The organism is Aureibacillus halotolerans, from assembly GCF_004363045.1.
GTDB lineage: Bacteria > Bacillota > Bacilli > Bacillales > DSM-28697 > Aureibacillus > Aureibacillus halotolerans.
In genome coordinates this window covers 134953-153831 of sequence record NZ_SNYJ01000001.1, presented here as the reverse complement: position 1 = coordinate 153831, position 18879 = coordinate 134953, and the positions used below count along the sequence as shown (strand labels likewise).

Annotated in this window: 15 protein-coding genes; 12 read left to right on the top strand and 3 right to left on the bottom strand. The window is 42.5% G+C overall.

Annotated features, from left to right (window positions below):
* Nucleotides 1-308 precede the first annotated feature (308 nt).
* From EV213_RS00740 to EV213_RS00720, 5 genes are all read left to right on the top strand, one after another.
* Nucleotides 309-2057 carry an ABC transporter ATP-binding protein gene (locus tag EV213_RS00740; protein WP_133578560.1) on the top strand — a complete coding sequence of 583 codons (1749 nt, stop codon included), beginning with the start codon at nucleotides 309-311 and terminating at the stop codon, nucleotides 2055-2057.
* Entirely contained in the window at nucleotides 2054-4063 is a 2010-nt protein-coding gene (locus EV213_RS00735) for an ABC transporter ATP-binding protein (RefSeq protein ID WP_133578559.1), read from the top strand. Before EV213_RS00740 ends, EV213_RS00735 begins: the two co-directional genes overlap by 4 nt.
* 294 nt (nucleotides 4064-4357) lie before the next feature.
* Nucleotides 4358-4873, top strand: a complete 516-nt coding sequence (locus EV213_RS00730; protein ID WP_243739937.1) for an RNA polymerase sigma factor — start codon at nucleotides 4358-4360, stop codon at nucleotides 4871-4873.
* Nucleotides 4870-5616 (top strand): anti-sigma factor, encoded by a 747-nt coding sequence (locus EV213_RS00725; RefSeq protein ID WP_133578557.1) that lies wholly within the window; start codon nucleotides 4870-4872, stop codon nucleotides 5614-5616. The genes EV213_RS00730 and EV213_RS00725 overlap by 4 nt, the downstream gene beginning before the upstream one ends.
* Nucleotides 5617-6047: 431 nt before the next feature.
* On the top strand, nucleotides 6048-7700 hold the full coding sequence (locus EV213_RS00720; RefSeq protein WP_133578556.1) for a copper amine oxidase N-terminal domain-containing protein: 1653 nt from the start codon (nucleotides 6048-6050) through the stop codon (nucleotides 7698-7700).
* A gap of 168 nt (nucleotides 7701-7868) precedes the next feature.
* Here EV213_RS00720 and EV213_RS00715 read toward each other — a convergent pair whose 3' ends face one another.
* Complete coding sequence (locus EV213_RS00715; RefSeq protein WP_133578858.1) at nucleotides 7869-8327, bottom strand: GNAT family N-acetyltransferase; 459 nt, start codon at nucleotides 8325-8327, stop codon at nucleotides 7869-7871.
* Between the two features lie 1061 nt (nucleotides 8328-9388).
* Between EV213_RS00715 and EV213_RS00710 the strand changes: the two genes are divergently transcribed.
* A complete protein-coding gene (locus EV213_RS00710; protein WP_133578555.1) occupies nucleotides 9389-10981 on the top strand; it encodes a copper amine oxidase N-terminal domain-containing protein in 1593 nt (530 codons plus the stop codon).
* An 80-nt stretch (nucleotides 10982-11061) separates the two neighbouring features.
* On the opposite strand, the gene EV213_RS00705 is transcribed toward EV213_RS00710, so the two are convergent.
* Nucleotides 11062-11163, bottom strand: a complete 102-nt coding sequence (locus EV213_RS00705; protein WP_133578554.1) for a YjcZ family sporulation protein — start codon at nucleotides 11161-11163, stop codon at nucleotides 11062-11064.
* Between the two features lie 163 nt (nucleotides 11164-11326).
* On the opposite strand from EV213_RS00705, the gene EV213_RS00700 reads away from it, so the two are divergent.
* From EV213_RS00700 to qoxD, 6 genes are all read left to right on the top strand, one after another.
* Nucleotides 11327-12637 (top strand): BaiN/RdsA family NAD(P)/FAD-dependent oxidoreductase, encoded by a 1311-nt coding sequence (locus tag EV213_RS00700; RefSeq protein ID WP_133578553.1) that lies wholly within the window; start codon nucleotides 11327-11329, stop codon nucleotides 12635-12637.
* 195 nt (nucleotides 12638-12832) lie between these two features.
* Complete coding sequence (locus tag EV213_RS00695; RefSeq protein WP_133578552.1) at nucleotides 12833-13381, top strand: cysteine hydrolase family protein; 549 nt, start codon at nucleotides 12833-12835, stop codon at nucleotides 13379-13381.
* Nucleotides 13382-13819: 438 nt separating this feature from the next.
* Complete coding sequence (gene qoxA, locus EV213_RS00690) at nucleotides 13820-14866, top strand: cytochrome aa3 quinol oxidase subunit II (RefSeq protein ID WP_243739936.1); 1047 nt, start codon at nucleotides 13820-13822, stop codon at nucleotides 14864-14866.
* A gap of 18 nt (nucleotides 14867-14884) precedes the next feature.
* A complete protein-coding gene (qoxB, locus tag EV213_RS00685; protein ID WP_133578550.1) occupies nucleotides 14885-16837 on the top strand; it encodes a cytochrome aa3 quinol oxidase subunit I in 1953 nt (650 codons plus the stop codon).
* A 16-nt stretch (nucleotides 16838-16853) separates the two neighbouring features.
* Nucleotides 16854-17462, top strand: coding sequence for a cytochrome aa3 quinol oxidase subunit III (gene qoxC / locus EV213_RS00680; protein WP_133578549.1), 609 nt, complete (start codon nucleotides 16854-16856; stop codon nucleotides 17460-17462).
* Between the two features lies 1 nt (nucleotide 17463).
* Nucleotides 17464-17790 (top strand): cytochrome aa3 quinol oxidase subunit IV, encoded by a 327-nt coding sequence (qoxD, locus tag EV213_RS00675; RefSeq protein WP_133578548.1) that lies wholly within the window; start codon nucleotides 17464-17466, stop codon nucleotides 17788-17790.
* Between the two features lie 243 nt (nucleotides 17791-18033).
* Here the strand turns inward: qoxD and EV213_RS00670 are convergent, their stop codons facing one another.
* A complete protein-coding gene (locus EV213_RS00670; RefSeq protein WP_133578547.1) occupies nucleotides 18034-18573 on the bottom strand; it encodes a hypothetical protein in 540 nt (179 codons plus the stop codon).
* Nucleotides 18574-18879 lie beyond the last annotated feature (306 nt).

Here is an 18879-nt window from a genome sequence, read left to right as displayed (position 1 = left end):
CCTGCTGTATTGCATCAATTCGAAGCGAAGAGCTATGACAACCTCCGAAGAATTTGGATTTAGGAAGACCTTTAGTACACTAGTTCTGTCTATGTGTGCCCATTCGTCTTTTTTAAATTGAATTCTGTAGATGAAGGTATGTTGCTCTTGCAACATGCCTTTTTTGTGTGTTTTTTGATGTAAAAAAATAGAAGTAGGAGGAGAATGAATGTGCCCATTGCAAATGACAAACTTCACATTTTGACAGGAGATCTAGATGGTGGTTAGCGATGTTGCATTGAAGTAGATAAAGAGAGGACGTGCAAATTGTGTTTCAAGTATTAAAACGAATGTCTTGGTTTTTTAAAGAAGAGAAGAAGCGGTATATCATTGCCCTAACATTATTAATTGTTGTTGGCGTGATCGATATTGTGCCTCCGAGGATTATTGGTCTTGCGGTCGATAAGCTTCAAAACGGAGGGCTCGATTACGATGTCGTTACGACGTATATAACGGTTATTATAGGTTCAGCAGTTGTGAGTTATTTCCTCACATTTATTTGGATGTCAAAGCTTTTCGGTGGCGCGTTTGTTGCTGAGAGACGGCTCCGATCAAAGCTAATGAAACATCTGTTTGACATGGCTCCGCCTTTCTATGAGCGAAATCGAACGGGAGATCTCATGGCTCGAGGCACGAATGATTTAAAAGCTGTATCAATGACAGCAGGTTTCGGGTTGTTGACGCTCGTGGACTCCACCGTGTTTATGTTAACGATTTTACTCGCAATGACCATCCTTATCGATTGGAAGCTTACTTTGGCTGCCATTCTGCCACTTCCTATTATGGCTCTTTGCATAACTTTTTTAGGGAGGAAAATACATCAACGCTTTACCGTTGCTCAGGCAGCCTTTGGTCATATTAATGACAGGGTGCTCGAATCGGTTGGAGGCATGCGTGTCATTCGTGCGTTTCGTAAAGAACGAGATGATGAGCGCCGCTTTCAAGAAATGAGCGAAGATGTGTATCAAAAGAATGTTGAAGTTGCCAAGATCGAAGCGTTTTTCGACCCAGTGGTCAACCTCATTGTTGGGTTAAGTTACATTATCGGCATAGGCTTCGGTAGTTACTTGGTGTTTCATGGTCAGTTGACAATCGGTGAGCTTGTGACGTTCAATATTTATCTTGGCATGATGATTTGGCCAATGTTTGCGATTGGTGAATTGATTAACATTATGCAACGAGGCAATGCGTCACTTGCGAGGGTAAATGATACCTTGGCAGAGAAAGAGGATGTGCCAGACCCGCAAACACCTGTTTCCTCCAATGGAGAAGCAGATATTGTCTTCAATTCGGTAACTTTCTCCTACCCAGAAACAAATGAATATCAGTTAAAGGATATCTCCTTGCAAATTCAAAAAGGAGAAACGGTAGGCATCGTAGGTCGAACGGGCAGTGGGAAATCAACGTTTATCAAACAGCTATTGCGTTTTTATCCTGGCACGGTTGGTGTAATAAATGTTGGTGGCGTGCACATTGAAAGCCAAACAAAAAATGCATTACGAAGCCGTATCGGTTATGTGCCTCAGGATCATATTCTTTTCTCGGCTTCTGTAAAGGAAAATATTCTGTTTGGAAACCCTTCTGCGTCAGAAGCAGACATTGAAGAGTCCATTAGACTATCTGCTCTACACAAAGATTTGGCCTTTTTACCAGAAGGGGTAGAAACGATGGTAGGTGAACAGGGGGTAGCTCTTTCAGGCGGTCAGAAGCAACGAATATCGATCGCCCGAGCATTGCTGGCACAACCTGACATTCTCATTCTTGACGATTCACTTTCGGCTGTTGATGCTAAAACTGAATCAGCCATCGTGAACAATTTAAAAACGGAACGAGCTGGAAAAACAACGCTCATTACGACGCATCGAATGTCAGCTGTTGAGCATGCAGATCAAATCTATGTGTTTGATAACGGTCGAATTGTTGAACGTGGCACGCATGAAGAGCTTATGGCGTCCGAGGGTTGGTATAAAGAGCAAGCTTTCGCCCAGCAGTTGGAAAAAGAGGAGGTGGTCTCGTGAGTACAGGCAAACGATTGTTTGAATACGCGAAGACCAGCCGAAAAACAATCATTACAGGCCTGCTATTGCTCGTTGTTGCAGTCGCAGCAGAGTTAACAGGACCTTTTATCGCTAAAGCGATTATTGATCGCCATATTGCTGGTGTGGTTGAGCCGTGGTATGAAACAACGGAGCAGCCAAATGCTATCCAGTATAACGGGCAATGGATCATACGTGAGTACTATGCAGAGGCACCAGAAACGAAAGAACCTGTGGGTCAATTTGTTCAGATAGGCACACAGTTCTATTGGGCAGAAGACGTTTTACCTGTTGGACAGCAGTCCTATGAAGATGGCGCCATTGTCGTGGAGGGTGATCAAACCACCACTCGGGTTGACGCATCGCCATTAAACGGGAGTGAGGTGCTCGCATTTTATGCACCAGAAGGCCCGAAAATAATGGGCTGGTTAGCCTTTTATTTCGGACTCATTCTGATAGCGATGTTCTTCCAGTATGGACAAAACTTTCTATTGAAGAAGTCAGCGAATCGAATTATTCAAAGGCTACGAGTCGATGTGTTCGCTCACTTGTCGCGGTTACCTGTTCGTTTCTTTGATAATCTCCCTGCAGGGAAAGTAGTGTCCCGAGTCACTAATGACACGGAAGCAATTCGTGAACTTTATGTTGCTGTGCTATCAAATTTTTTCACAAGCGGCATTTACATGACAGGGATTTATATTGCATTATTCTTGCTTAGCCCACAACTCGCCACATATAGCTTGCTCTTAATCCCTGTGCTTACACTGTGGATTATCGTATATCGCAAGTTTGCGTCGAGCTATAATCATCAAATTCGTTCGAAAATAAGCGAAATTAACGGTGATATGAACGAAAACATCCAAGGAATGACGATGATTCAAGCGTTTCGCCGGGAAGCTTTTCGAAAAGAACGCTTTGAGAAAATGAACAAAGAGTATTATGACGCTCAAAACAAAATGCTTCGTTTAAATTCTCTAATGTCGCACAACTTGACATGGGTGCTTCGAAATCTCGTGCTCGCGATGATTATTTGGGCGGCTGCTGGAGGAATGACCGGCTCGCTTGGAAGTGTGCTAAGCCTTGGTGCCCTCTATGCATTCGTTGACTATGTCACACGTTTGTTTGAACCATTGAATAACATTGTGAATCAATTGTCTAACCTCGAACAAGCGAGAGTCTCTGGAGAGCGGGTATTTAAGCTTATGGATGAACCAGGCGTGGATGTTCAAGACGATGAAGTATCGCGGTTAAAAGGGGAGGTTGCGTTTGAAAAAGTAACCTTTGGCTACAAGGAATCAGAACCGGTACTAAAGGAGATCCAATTTCACGCGAAACCTGGTGAAACCATTGCCTTAGTTGGCCATACAGGGTCAGGAAAGAGCTCCATTATGAACCTGCTGTTTCGCTTTTACGATGCACAGCAAGGTGAGATTTTATTAGATGGCAAAGAAATTCGTTCCTATTCTCCACAAGCCATTCGTTCTCACATGGGAATTGTTCTACAGGACCCTTATTTGTTCACAGGGACAATTGGCTCCAATATTGCGATGGATGACCCATCAATGTCTAGAGAAACGATAGAGGAAGCATTAAAGGCAGTTGGGGGAGATTCGGTGTTTCAGCACTTGGAGTTAGGCATTGATGAGCCAGTAAAAGAGAAGGGGAGCACATTATCAAGCGGTCAGCGACAGTTGATCAGTTTTGCCAGAGCATTGGCAGCAGACCCTTCAATTCTTGTCCTGGATGAAGCCACTTCGAATATTGATACAGAAACAGAAAGCATCATCCAGCACGGACTTAACGTGCTAAAGAAAGGCAGAACGACATTTGTGATTGCACACCGACTTTCTACTATAAGAGATGCAGACCAGATTCTTGTTCTTGACGCCGGTCGAATTGTAGAACAGGGCAATCATGATGAATTGATGGAAAAGAACGGTTCGTACGCACAAATGTATCGTTTGCAGAAACAAAAAAGAGCAGGATAAGGCTGTAAAGCAGAGTTTAGGCAGGCGTCTGATAGACTATATCAGGCGTCTTTTTTTGCGTGAAAGTGCTATTGAATATAAAGAAAGAAAAAAATCTTAAAAAATATGACGAAAAAAGTCTGAATAAGGGTATAAGATAAAGAACACAATGAGTACATACATCATTCGCCAATAATGGATGATTCAAGAGATAAGAACAGGGGGCATTGTGGTGAACAGTTGCGCTTTCGTAGGGAATGAAATGAATATATGATAGAGAATCCGCTATCCATTAGATGGTACGAGTCGTTAAAAATGCGCGATGAATCAGCGTTAGAAAAGCTATACGATCAATATGAACGCTTATTGTATTCGTTTGCCTTCCGTATTACAAAAAGCAAAGCGCTTTCAGAGGAAGTCCTTCAAGAAGTGTTTATTAAGCTTTGGGAAGGGCGAGCAGTATATTGCAAAAGTAAAGGCAGTTTTTCATCTTGGCTGTTGACAGTGACGCGGTTCACCGCGATTGATTTGCTTCGCAAAAATATGAAGCAAGTGCCAACAGAGGATTATGTTTTTGAAAACTCTCCTAGCGAAGAAAATATTGAACGTGACGTAGAGTGGCGTGAAACCGGTTCGCAGCTTTGGAATGCAGTGGGTACGCTCAGTGACGAACAAAAAGAGATTGTTGAATTATTTTATTATCAAGGATTAACGCAAAGAAAAATTGCAGAGGTCTGTAGCATGCCGCTCGGTACGGTAAAAGGCAGACTGAGGCTTGCGCTGAACCATTTGAAAAAGGCCTTGGACAACGAGAGGGGGGTCCGAGGGTGAACAATCTCTGTGATAACATCTTAGATTATATAAATGGTCATTTGAATACAGATGAAAAAGAACAATTCGAAAAACATTTGGAAGAACATCCGGCGTGCAGAGAAGAGTACGAAAGTCTCGTCACTCTTATGAGTGAGCTCCCCTACCACTCCCCTCCTATCAAGCCATCTGAAGGCATGAAGGAGAGGATTCTTGCAAATGTGCTCAGACGCTCATCTACTCTTGGCCAAGTGAACACCGAGAACAATGAAGAGATACCAAGCAAGCAGGCACCTCCTGTGGAAACAGTTAAAATGAAGAAATGGTATCAGCGAGGTGTTGTAGCGGGAACTCTGGTTGCATTATTGTTCCTCTCTTTAGCAACCAACGTGTATTTGCTCTCTCCTGGTCAAACAGACACTACTTTTCAAGCGAACAATGTCGTTTCATTGCAAGCTTCTGAGGGGTTTAGTGGGGAAGGGCAAGCGAGCTTCGTCCAAACCGATTCAAATCAGTCTTTACTTGTTCTTGCCAATAATTTAGAGCCGCTTGCTGGAGAAGAAGTCTACCAAGTATGGCTTTTAAACGATGGTGCCCCATCACCAGCAGGTTCATTTAAACCTGATGAGACTGGTGCCGGAGCCGTTGTTTTTCATCCAATGCCAGACGGAGAGGTCGACTGGGATGCCGTCGCGATTACAAAAGAACCACAACCGGGCAACCAAACTCCTGAAGGAGACATCCTCCTTCAGAATACGTTTTAAAGTAGATCGTTCTTAAAACGAATACCAACGCGTGCGAAAACTAAATAGATTCTTTTAAAAACGACCAAGCGACCATTGGATTCTTCATGAAAATCCCATGGTCGTTTTTTATTGGCTAGGCTTCATTCAAAAGTAGATTATGCGATACGGCTAAAAACGACGAAGAAGCGTTTACAGCTGAACGAATGACCCGTGATATCATTACAATTTTTACTATATTTCACAGAAGCATTCACCTCGCTTTTCGATTTAACGATAAAAAAGCTAGTTTTTTTTGGTTGAAATTCTGATGCACAAAAGCCTAGTCTAAGCGTTTTATTTGATCTTTGTATAAATTCACCAACGGTTGTTTTTTAATAAAAGTGATCCAAACATAGAGTCACCACGAATGCTCGGTGAAAGACAATATACACAAAAGGAGCGATTTACAGATGAAACTCAACAAGAAACTTATGGCTGTTCCGATGACTGCCGCTTTGCTTGCAGGTGGTGCCGTAACTCCATTCAACGTGTTGTCTGAGCCTCCAACAGCTCATGCGGCAATGCATGAAATGTCTGAAGCGTCGACTCCAGCAGTAGAATTACGATTGACACTATCTCATTTGTTAAGCGAACATGCATACCTTGCCGTTGAAACAATGGTGAAGGGCGGAGAAGGTGCAGATGATTTTGAAGAGATTGCAGCCGCATTAGATACAAATACGGATGATCTCACGAACGCGATTGAATCAGTTTACGGTGAGGAAGCCGGCGAGGCATTTAATGATATCTGGAGTGCTCATATCGGCTACTTTGTTGATTATGTAAAAGCAACAGGCGCAGGCGATGAAGCAGCAAAAGAAGAGGCACTTGAGGAATTAGACGGCTATCGAGCAGATTTCTCAACCTTTCTTGAAGAAGCAACTGAGGGTAGCATGGACGCAGACGCTGTAGCTGAAGGCCTTCAAAGTCATATCGATCAGCTAATCGGTTCGTTTGAAGCATCAGTTGAAGGTGATTATGAGGAATCCTATAAGCTTGAACGTGAAGCGATTCATCATATGAATATGGTAGGCAAGATGTTATCTACCGAGATTGTCAAACAGTTCCCAGAGAAGTTTGACAACACTAAAGCTGTGACAGATAAAGCTGATCTTAAAGCACACTTAGGTCATCTTCTAAGTGAACATGCTGGACTTGCTGTCACTGTTATGCAAAATGGTGCTGATGGATCAGAGGATTTTGAAGCATCTGCAGCCGCTTTGGCGAACAATACAGATGATTTGTCAGCAGCCATTGAAAGTGTTTATGGCAATGAAGCAGGCGAGCAGTTTAAAGAAATGTGGAGCGAGCACATTGGCTATTTCGTAGATTATGTCGTTGCTACAGGTGAAGAAGATGAAGAAGCAAAAGAGCAAGCATTAAATAACCTTGATGGGTATCGCGCTGATTTCTCTGAATTCCTGGAAACAGCAACAGAGGGTGGTTTGAAAGCTGGCCCTGTGGCTGATGGATTACAGGAACACGTCAATCAACTCATTGGCAGCTTTGAGTCCTATGTTGCAGGTGACTATGCCGAAGCATACGATCAAAGCCGTGATGCTTATGCGCATATGTATATGCCAGCAGTAGGACTGGCGAATGCCATTGTTGCACAGAATAATGACGACAGTGACGGAGAAGAACCACAAGACCATAATCCAGGTCATGAAGCCCCAGATGCTGGTAACTTGGTCGCAGAAGTAATTCTAACAATTGATTCTGATCAATCCACTGTTGATGGTCAAGTCATGGATCTATTTAATGCACCATTTATCTGGGAAGGTCATACGTATGTTCCTTTGCGCAACCTAGCTGAAACAGTTGGAGCACAAGTAAGCTGGGACAATGAGGACCGTGCAGCGATTGTTAAAGCAGGTGGAGCAACTGTCAAAATGTATGCTGATTCAAATCGTGTGACTGTAGATGGGACCGAGATGGAGTCATCTTCAGACATTGTGATCCGTGGCGATCATACGCAAGTTCCAGTAGCTGATGTAGCACGCATCTTAGGATGGAACTTGGACTACGACAGCAACGCAAAAACCGTCACTCTTACAAAATAGTCATTCGTCAAAAAAAGATCGGACGCAAACGCGTCCGATCTTTTTAGATGGACAAAGCTAAGGGGCGAGAGGAACTTTCGAGGCGCAAAGCTTTGGGAGGCGCGGAGTTGCCAAAAGGGCAATGAGCACAGGACAAGGCGAAGCAACGAAGAAAGCGAGCGTTTCTCATCAGCCTGAATGTAAATCCATAGATAGTCTTACCATATCAATCACTTGAACCCCATTTTCAAAGATTGGCTGTGAATAATGACGAAGAAAAAAATCACGGTCAACGCCTGTGATGCGAAAGCCACATTTTTGATAAAGGGATAGCTGGGCTACACCAGTGCTTCCGGTGCCAATCTCAACTGTATGAAAGCCAAGCCATTTTGCTTGGTCTATCGCATGGAGGACGACCTTCTTTCCTAGCCCTTTTCCTTGATATTCCTCGGCAATAACAATGTTCACAAGTTCAACAGTGGCTGGTCTTGTTGGCAACAGAACATAGACAGCAACTATTTCCTCGTCCTCTTTTGCACCAATAAAACAACGACCTCGCTCACAATATTCACGCACTAGTTCTTCTGATGGATCTGCGAGCAGAAGCAAATGAAAGGGATAATCAGCTTTAATTTCTGTTATTTGGATATCCAAAGTAAAATCTCCTTTCTCGATTAAGTTATCTCAAACATAGCATATCGAACAAGTTATTCTTAAGCATTATCTGAGCATTAAGAGCTCATGCACTTTCAGGTAAAGTAGATCTTATTTTATTTACTTAACTATCGCACTTTACATTTGGCGGACACACTTAGATAGCACTGGATAAACATGAAATTTATTGTTGTGGTTGCTATACAAGCTGCCATACCTTCGCTTTAACCCTGAAGGGCACATGTGCAACATCGACTCGAAGTACGCTTCGTCATGTTGGTCACCTTTTTTTTACAGAATACAGCAGGCGTTGTTTTGAAGCGGATCTTACCTTGCATCCACCCAAGCGCTGTAAAAGTTGTCTAAACTTAAGTCCACCGCTGCACCAATATTGCCCTAGGTGATATAACTTTGCATGAAACGATACTTTTACTTGTCTAAAATAAAAACAATTTACGCAGAAACAAACATCAGCGTAGTCAAAATACGTAGACTCCTGCGGGAACAGCACGAGCTGAAGATCCCGGAGGAAAGCTTTTGCTTTCCGAGGAAGCTGAAGCCGTGCCCGCGGAAAGCGAAGTATTTTGACGAAGCGGTCATGACTTGCACCCTAAATAGTACAAGTGCAACATCGATTGTTATCTTTGCCGCAGGAGTCTCTACTAGTAGCTGCTTTTGGTTTATTTTAAAGGACAAATAATAAAAGAAAGAGCTTTTAGATTCATTTTCGACCGTACCAAACTAAGTTGGTGGGAAAAGCACCAGACGATAAACAGATCGCTCTGACTTACTGTCGCGTAGTCATGACACCTTATCTTTCTTATTACAAAAATCACCTAGAACCCTGACTTAACCGCAAAATATAAGCCCGAAAGATCAACTAATTATGCAAAGAGTCATTAACGTAATTAACCTTTCAATTTAACCCATAAATTTGCAGGATGACATTTGATTCAAAAAAGATGACATTTTTTTTCGGAAATGTGATCCAAATGTAATCTTCATTCGATAGGTATATGAATAGACAATTAAATCAGGGGAGAGTGAACCATCAAATGAAAGCAAAACGCTTGCTAGTATCATTAATGGCTGTCTTTTTATTGGTCCCATCATTCGCATTCGCAGCCGATGCATCGGTTAAAACGCCCGCATCAGATTTACGAGCAACATTAGATCAATTGTTATCAGAACATTATTCGTTAGCAGTTCTTGCATTAATTAAGGAATATGACGATGCGCCAGACGCAGACGCAGTGTACGACGCATTGGATGAGAACGCTGTAGCATTCACTCCAGCTGTGGCTTCAATTTATGGTGATGAAGGCGCAGAGCAATTCGAAGACATTTTTAGAAATCACAATACGTACACAAATGACTTCGTACAAGCTGCTAAAAATGATGATGAAGAGCTAAGAGAAGAAGCTGAAGCAGAGGTTGACGAGTTTGTAAGCACATTCTCAGAATTCCTTGCTACAGCTACAGAAGGAAACCTTCCTGAAGAAGCAGCAGCTGAAGCTCTTCGTGCCCATGAAGACCTTGTAATAGGCACTTTTGATGCCTATGTAGCTGGTGATCATGAAGAAGCTTATAAAACATTCCGTGAAGGCTTTAAACAAGTATTTGGCATCAGCAAAGCACTATCAAATGCCATTGTGACACAGTTCCCTGAAAAATTTGATAACACAACGGTTGACACAGATGCAGCAAACTTGCGTTCAATGTTAAACACTATCGCTGCAGAGCATTTTGTTTTAGCAACACTTGAATTGCAAGCAGTATATGAAGAATCAGACACTTTGGATGCTGTTCAATGGGCTGAAGAAGCAAATACACAAGAATTCAAAGAAGCAATCGCTTCACTTTACGGTACTGAAGGCGCAAATGCATTTGAAGATATTTGGGTTTCAGAACATATTGATGCACAGAGTGATCTTGCTGTAGCTGTGCGTGAAGATGATGAAGAAGCACGTGAAGAAGCAGTAGAAAGCTTGGAAATGTTCGCTGATGATTTTGGTTCTTTCCTTGCTATGGCAACTGCAGGAAACTTGCCTGAAGATGCTGCTACTGAAGCAATCTGGGCACATGAAGAAGATGTGATTGCAACGTTTGACGCTTATGTTGATGGGAATTATGATGAAACATACAATTCATTCAATGAAGGCTTTGGCTTTATGTTCGGTATTGGCGAAACGTTAGGTGGAGCCATCGTAACTCAAATGAATGAAGAACAAGAAGAAGAAACAGAAGCACCAGTAGGTCCTCCTGCGAATCCAGTGTTGGAAGTAGTTTTAAATATTGGTGCATCGCAATTCACGGCTGATGGTGAAACGAACTCACTTGATGTAGCACCATTTATCTGGGATGGACACACGTATGTTTCAATTCGCTCTCTTGCAATGACAACTGGTGAAATTGTTCTTTGGGACAATGACATGCGTTCAGTCGTAGTACAATCAGACGACAAACAAATCCGTATCAATGTGGATACTGGACAAGTCTGGGTCAATCGTGAGAAGTTAGATATGACTTCAAATGTTACGATCGTTGAAGGTCGCACACAAATTCCTGTAGCTGAAGTGGCTAGATTATTAGGCTGGGATGTTTCCTTCAATGCAGACGCTCAAACTGTTACATTAGATCGTCAATAAAGATAAATAAAAAAACGTCCCTCGGGACGTTTTTTTATGTTTAAAGTGTAGCTATAGGGCTTGTTACTCCCTAATTATGCTTAGTAAACGAATGCAGCACCTACGATAATCAAAAGAATAAACAGTACAACGATTAAAGCAAAGCTGCTACCGTATCCTCCACCGTTATAAGAAGAACCCATGAATAAAGCACCTCCTTCATAAGAACATATAGCATCTTATGCGGCGACAGTGAAAGTGGAATGAGAGAAATGCCTTTCCTTGAAAAAACCAACCAATGCCTCATATTCTGGTGTTCCAAACAGAACCTGTGCTATCCTTTGACAGGGAAGGACGGTGCTAGAAATGTATGATTGTATAGTTATAGGTGGAGGTCCGGCTGGTTTGATGGCGGCTGCTTCTGCCGCAGAGCATGGTGCACGAGTATGTTTGTTGGAAAAAGGCGGGAAACTCGGACGAAAGCTTGCAATATCTGGTGGAGGACGCTGTAATGTGACCAATCGTCAGCCGTTGCCACTATTAGTTGAGCACTTGCCAGGGAACGGTAAATTTTTATACAGCGGATTTTCCGTATTTAATAATGAGAGCATTATTGCGTTTTTTGAACAGCTTGGGATTCAATTGAAGGAAGAGGATCGGGGCAGAATGTTCCCTGTTTCTAATTCTGCACAGGATGTTGTTCAAGCGCTTTTAAGAAAGCTATCCACGCTACATGTTGACATGCATGTCAATACGAAGGTCGAGGGACTGCAATTTGCTGGACAGGGTTTAGAAGGCGTAATTGTTAAAGGAAAAGGGTTGCTTAAAGCCCCGACGGTCATTATCGCAACAGGGGGAAAATCGGTGCCGAAAACAGGATCGACAGGTGATGGTTATGGATGGGCAAAAGCAGCCGGTCATAGCATAACAGAGCTTTATCCGACCGAAGTCCCTGTGACATCCAATGTGGGATGGATTCAATCAAAGCAACTTCAAGGGCTTTCTCTGTCTGATGTTGCAGTGACCGTTTATTCTCATAAAAACAAAGCCATTAAAACACATCGATGGGACGCTTTAATTACACACTTTGGTTTTTCAGGACCTGCCATTCTGCGTTGCAGTCAATATGTGGTGAAGGCATTGAAAAAGTCGAAAGGCCAGGGGGATGTATCGTTAGGTTTCGATATATTTCCGGACAGCATGATGGAAGACGTATTTCAACAGATTTGCCAAATACAACAACAGGCACCAGACAAAGCAGTAAAAAATGCCTTTCGAGGTTTCTTGCCTGAACGCTATTTACGTTTATTGCTTGAGCATGCTGACATTGACGAGGATGTAATGGCGAGGACAATCCCTAAACAAAAGCTGAGAGTACTTGCTGGATTGTGTAAAGATTTTAGAGCCAGCGTGAATGGGACACTTTCTATAGAAAAAGCGTTTATCACTGGCGGTGGTGTGCATCTTAAAGAGGTTGATCCAAAAACAATGCAATCAAAGAAGATGAATGGCTTATTCTTTTGTGGCGAGGTTTTAGACATTCATGGATACACAGGTGGTTATAATATCACAGCCGCATTTGTCACAGGGTTTTGTGCTGGTAAAGGCGTTGCAGAAGTCATACAAGGGGCACCACAGATGGACGAAAATAGTGTGAGCTTATCTAACAAAAACTGAGGCAGGCGAAAGTGCATCTAGTACACTAAGAAGTGATCCATCATATCCTTTTTCAATGACCGAAATGCTCGCACTGCCCCAGGTGCTTGCATTTCGGTCTGTTTGATTTATAAGCGGAACATTGTAAACGGATGGTCCCTGAGGTAGCTGCCTCACTTATGAGATAATACAAAAGAAATGAAAGGAGAATGGTATATGAAAGCGCTAATTGTTATTGATTACACAAATGATTTCATTGCTGAAAGTGGAACGCTTTCCATTGGAGAACCTGGACGAGCCATCGAAGAGACAGTCACTCAAACGACAAAAATGTTTACTGAGGCAGGTGACTTTGTCGTTCTTGCGGTGGATGTGCACGAGGAGGACGACTCGTATCATCCTGAAACAGCGTTATTTCCTCCTCATAATCTTCGTGGGTCAACTGGGAGGAACCTTTATGGCACATTGGGAACGTATTATGAAACGGTTAAGCACCTTCCTAATGTATATTTTCTCAACAAAACAAGGTACTCAGCTTTTGTAGGAACTGACTTAGATATAAAGCTTCGTGAACGTGGGGTTACAGAAGTTCATTTGATTGGAGATGTGACAGATATTTGTGTGTTGCACACAGCGGTTTATGCTTACTCGTTGAACTACTCCATTGTTGTTCATAAAAATGCTGTCGCAAGCTTTGATTCGGTCGGTCATAAGTGGGCATTGAATCACTTTACGAACGTTCTAGGCGCTTCAATCATTGAATAGTGTGTAAGCTAAATGGGGTGCCTGAAAATCATTTTTTGTGAATTTTGGGACGTCCCCATCTTACGGTAAAACGATTTCGCTATGGATTGTTCAATACTTCACATATTTGTCGTTTAAGAGACGAGACATTTGTATAAAAGGAAAAATTAACTGCTTGTTAATCATTAAAACTGTAATTATCGAATTTAAAAGGTGTAATAGGATGGAATAAACTCTTGGTGCGAAAGCGCTTATTCTTCCAGTGGCACCTGAAAATCACAAAATCTTGATGGTTTTGTGAACAATTCTAGTCGAAAAAATGACAAGTGTGTGTGAAAGCTCGAAGATAGACTGACATACGCCAACATTATTGATACGTTCAAAAGGGACTTAAACGACGTATCGGACTCTTGCATAGAGTCACTACCGAGTGAATGATTGAAAGGAAGGTGAATGACCATGTTTCATAGGCTTAAATCATTGGTGCTTTTTGGACTCATCTCATTACTTATGGTTGGCTGTAGCGCGCCAACAGTGTTAAAGCCGAAAGGACCAGTGGCCGAGCAGCAAAGTGATCTCATTGTATATTCCATAATTTTCATGCTCACAATTGTGGCTGTGATTTTCGTCCTTTTTACTGTCATTCTTGTGAAGTACAAGGATCGGAAGGAAAATCCAAATTACGATCCTAAGCACGAGGGGAATGTGCTACTAGAGATTGTGTGGACTGTGATTCCGGTGGTCATCGTTATTGCACTCTCTATACCTACAGTCAGCACGATTTATTCGTTGGAAAAAGCACCAGTGGCTACAGCGCATAAAGAACCACTTGTGATTCATGCGACGTCGGCGAACTGGAAATGGATTTTTAGTTATCCTGAAGAAGACATTGAAACAGTGAATTATTTAAACATCCCTGAAGACAGACCTATTCTCTTTCGACTTACGTCTGCCGACTCAATGGCTGCCCTATGGATTCCTCAACTTGGCGGTCAAAAGTACAACATGGCAGGTATGGAAACGAAGCTTTACTTACAGGCAGACCATGTAGGAACTTATAAAGGAAGAAATGCAAACTTCACAGGCGATGGCTTCACGAATCAACGTTTTGAAGTACATGCTCTAACAGAAGAGGATTATGCTGCATGGGTGGAGGACACTCAGGAAAATGCGCCAGAGCTCACTCAGGCAGAATATGATCTTAAGCTGATGATTCCAGGTTCCGTCGATGAGATGACCTTTAGCAATACACACCTTGATTGGGTTAATCACGTAAAGAATGCAAGCTATGCTTTAGAAGCACGTGAACGCCTTGGGTATATTAATCGTAATCCACATGCAAAGGGCCCTGTACCACCTTTAAAGGACCCTTCAGAATTGGAGTTTTATACAAACCCTGAATCGAGAGAAACGGAAACCTCTGATAGTAACCAGGGACACGGCGGTCATGAAGACCATGAAGACATGACACAAGATGAAGATATGAGCCATGGCGAAGGCCATTAAGAAAGGGGGACGTCACACATGAATTTACGATGGGATGAATTTATCATAACCGGAGACCCTCTCATATTAGGCGCACAAATTTCGATTGTGCTTGCGAGTATAGCCATCGTTGGTGGTCTTACGTATTTCAAGAAATGGCGCTGGTTGTGGACAGAATGGATCACATCAGTCGACCATAAACGTCTTGGCATTATGTATATTCTTGCAGCCTTATTGATGTTGTTCAGGGGAGGCGTTGACGCTCTGTTGATGCGAACACAGTTAGCTGCACCAAATATGGAGCTGCTCAATTCCCAACATTACAACGAAATTTTTACAACGCACGGAACCATTATGATTATTTTTATGGCAATGCCATTTTTGATCGGTTTAATAAATGTCGTTGTTCCACTTCAAATAGGAGCACGCGATGTCGCTTTTCCATTCTTGAACAACCTGAGCTTCTGGACATTTTTTGTCGGGGCGATGCTTTTCAATATTTCGTTCGTTATCGGCGGTTCACCGTCTGCTGGCTGGACCAGTTACATGCCGTTGGCGACGAATGAACTTAGTCCTGGTCCTGGACAAAATTACTACTTGCTCGGTTTGCAGATTGCCGGAATTGGTACGCTTATGACAGGGATTAACTTTATCGTTACGATCTTCAAAATGCGTACAAAAGGTATGACACTTTTCCGCATGCCGATGTTTACATGGACATCATTAATTACAATGGTTATCATCGTTTTTGCTTTTCCTGTTTTAACGGTATCACTTGCTTTAATGACGTTTGACCGCTTGTTTGGCACAGCCTTCTTTACACTTCATGATGGCGGGATGCCAATGCTTTGGGCGAACCTGTTCTGGATATGGGGACATCCTGAGGTTTACATTGTTATTTTGCCGGCATTCGGTATCTTTTCTGAAATCATTACAACGTTTGCACGCAAAACATTGTTTGGTTATAAAGCTATGATTGCATCGGTCGTTCTTATTTCCGTATTGAGCTTTTTAGTTTGGGTGCATCACTTCTTTACGATGGGTTCCGGTGCATTGGTCAATTCATTTTTCTCTATTACAACGATGGCGATTGCCATACCAACAGGGGTTAAGATCTTTAACTGGCTGTTTACGCTTTATAAGGGTAGGATACGTTTCACCGTACCAATGTTGTGGGCGTTAGCATTTATTCCTAACTTTGTAGTGGGTGGCGTGACAGGGGTTATGCTTGCGATGGCAGCCGCAGACTACCAGTACCACAACACGTACTTCCTTGTATCGCATTTCCATTACGTTTTAATTGCTGGAACTGTGTTTGCTTGCTTTGCAGGCTTGGTGTTTTGGTATCCAAAAATGTTTGGACATAAGTTAAACGAACGCATTGGCCGTTGGAGTTTCTGGATTTTTGTGATTGGATTTAACGTTTGTTTCTTCCCGCAATATTTCCTTGGTCTCGACGGAATGCCACGTCGTGTAAATACGTATTTACCGGAAGAAGGCTGGTTTAGCCTTAACGCTTTGTCAACAGTCGGTGCCTTTATGATGGGTATTGGGTTTATGATTTTTGCGTACAACATTTATTACAGCTTCAGACATTCAAAAAGAGAAACGAGCGGCGACTGCTGGGGCACAGGTCGTACGTTAGAATGGGCGACGAGCTCTGCTGTTCCGCCGTTTTATAATTTTGCCGTTCTTCCTGAAGTGAAAAGCATTGATGCGTATTGGAAAACGAAGGAAGATGGCATTGAAACGCAGCAAAAGAAGGATTATAAGAAAATCCATATGCCTAACAATTCGGCATTGGGCTTCCTTATGTCCGTCTGTTTAGGAATTGCTGGCTTCGGTCTTGTCTTCCATTGGTATTGGATCGGACTCGTTGGGGGCATCCTGACATTGCTCTGTATGACCTATAGATCCTTCCAAGAAGATGATGGCTATTATGTCCCAGTAGAAAAAATCCAGGAGACCGAGCAAAAAGCTTCGGCGAAGTAAAGGAGGATACAAGCATATGGCTCATGAAGTAATGAATGAAAATGAACCATTGGAGTATCAGTCCGAAACGGGTCGCTTAAATATCCTCGGTTTTTGGATATTTCTAGGGGCAGAAATCGCACTGTTCTCCACACTGTTTGCGACATATTTTGTACTCATTAACCGGACGGCAGGAGAGATCATGCCAGGCGAGCTTTTCGAACTAAAACTCGTACTAATTATGACATTTCTCTTACTCACAAGTTCATTTACTTGCGGACTCGCAGTCCATGAACTTCGGAACCGCAATACAAAGGCAACGATCGCATGGCTCATTGTTACAGTCTTACTTGGTATGGGATTTGTAGGCTTTGAAATTTATGAGTTTGCGCATTACGCCCATGAAGGTGCGACATTATCCACGAGTGCTTTTTGGTCATCCTTCTTTGTATTGCTAGGTACTCACGGCTTGCACGTTAGTATCGGTATTTGCTGGATTATCATGATTATGATTCAAATTAAACGACGTGGTTTGACGCCTAAAACGTCATCGAAAGTATTTATCTCAAGCCTTTACTGGCACTTTCTAGATGTCGTTTGGATTTTCATCTTTACAGGCGTCTACTTGCTAGGGATGGTGAAGTAAGATGGCTCAAAGCAATACAACAGCCCAAAAAGGACATTTCCCATGGAAACACATTGTAGGTTTTGTCATGTCGATCGTTCTCACCCTGGCCGCTTTATGGATTTGTTTTCAAACCGACTTTACCCTTCAAACAAAGATTATTATCATTTTCCTTTTTGCATTTCTCCAAGCAGCTCTGCAGCTCTTGATGTTTATGCATCTGACGGAAGGGAAGTCAGGACGAATTCAAGCTGGAAATATATTGTTTGCTGCCTTTATCGCAATCGTTGTTGTCCTTGGCTCTTTCTGGGTCATGAATTTCGGCGTTCATTTAAACCATCACATGTAAGCAAAAAGCGCAGGCCCGTATTTCGGGTCTGCGCTTTTTAGGCTGATGAGAAACGCTCGCTTTCGTCGTTGCTTTGCCTTGTCCGGTGCTCATTGCCCATGTGGCAACTCCGCGCCTCCCAAGGCTTTGCGCTGAGATAAGACAAGCGTTTTCATTCAGCCTAAAAGGTTAGAAGAGAAACGCTCGCTTTCTTGTTTGTATTGCGCATTGCCTCGCCTGGTGTTCGTTAATCTGTGCTAGGGTTTATGGTGTCCAACCAGCTGCTTGCAGTCTGCTCAGTGGCACTGGCACCTCATGAAAGTCACCTGTATCTGGCTTCACTTGATAAGCATGGAGATTGCCTTCTTTATCTTCAGAATAAAGCAAGTAATCGAAGGCATACATGTCTCTAAAGCCGTTATGCCTTTTCTGTTTGTTGATGCTTGCAACTGGTGGAGCAACAAGGGTTTCTCCATCAGTCAATTGCGTTTCTACCAATTCCGAAGCAGAAGCGTAGCTGTAAGAGGGCGCCTGAAGAAACAGCAGGCCGTTTGTCACAAGCATCGTCACAACAGTAGCCGCCAAAACACCGATCACGCCTGAAGCTGTTCTACGCTTTTGTAACAGGGCAACGATTGTATAGGGAACGGTACAAATAAGTAAAAAGAGAACATACACAGTAAGTGTGTTCATGACACCTTCATAACGGCTGTTAAAGAGATGCAAAAACACCTGTTGAACACCGAGAATTAGCGTAAGATTAAGTAGTGAGAATAAGAGCAAAAAACGTTTTGATGTAAGCATAGAGGTCACTCCTTACGGAAATTTTAAAAGATAACGCTTTCAATTGTGTCCAAATTTTGAACGTCTTTTATAAAGTATACGCAATTTAGTTAAAGAATGAAAGATAATTGTGACGAAAAATCAAAAAAGGGCACTGTGAAATGAAAAGTCACAGAAAATCCATTGACAATATTCAGTGAGAGAAAATATCTCTGATTGACTTATGGCTAATTTTAACGGAAATGTATAGTTTCTAGTATGAAATAAGGATTTGTTGAAAAAAGAGTATGTTGTAGGAGGAGCAATAATGGAGAAGGTACTATTTTC

Coding starts and splice junctions, on each gene's coding strand:
- EV213_RS00730 (WP_243739937.1), top strand. CDS start 4,358: ATGCGCGATGAATCAGCGTTAGAAAAGCTATACGATCAATATGAACGC.
- EV213_RS00720 (WP_133578556.1), top strand. CDS start 6,048: ATGAAACTCAACAAGAAACTTATGGCTGTTCCGATGACTGCCGCTTTG.
- EV213_RS00710 (WP_133578555.1), top strand. CDS start 9,389: ATGAAAGCAAAACGCTTGCTAGTATCATTAATGGCTGTCTTTTTATTG.
- EV213_RS00705 (WP_133578554.1), bottom strand. CDS start 11,163: ATGGGTTCTTCTTATAACGGTGGAGGATACGGTAGCAGCTTTGCTTTA.
- EV213_RS00700 (WP_133578553.1), top strand. CDS start 11,327: ATGTATGATTGTATAGTTATAGGTGGAGGTCCGGCTGGTTTGATGGCG.
- EV213_RS00695 (WP_133578552.1), top strand. CDS start 12,833: ATGAAAGCGCTAATTGTTATTGATTACACAAATGATTTCATTGCTGAA.
- qoxA (WP_243739936.1), top strand. CDS start 13,820: ATGTTTCATAGGCTTAAATCATTGGTGCTTTTTGGACTCATCTCATTA.
- qoxB (WP_133578550.1), top strand. CDS start 14,885: ATGAATTTACGATGGGATGAATTTATCATAACCGGAGACCCTCTCATA.
- qoxC (WP_133578549.1), top strand. CDS start 16,854: ATGGCTCATGAAGTAATGAATGAAAATGAACCATTGGAGTATCAGTCC.
- qoxD (WP_133578548.1), top strand. CDS start 17,464: ATGGCTCAAAGCAATACAACAGCCCAAAAAGGACATTTCCCATGGAAA.
- EV213_RS00670 (WP_133578547.1), bottom strand. CDS start 18,573: ATGCTTACATCAAAACGTTTTTTGCTCTTATTCTCACTACTTAATCTT.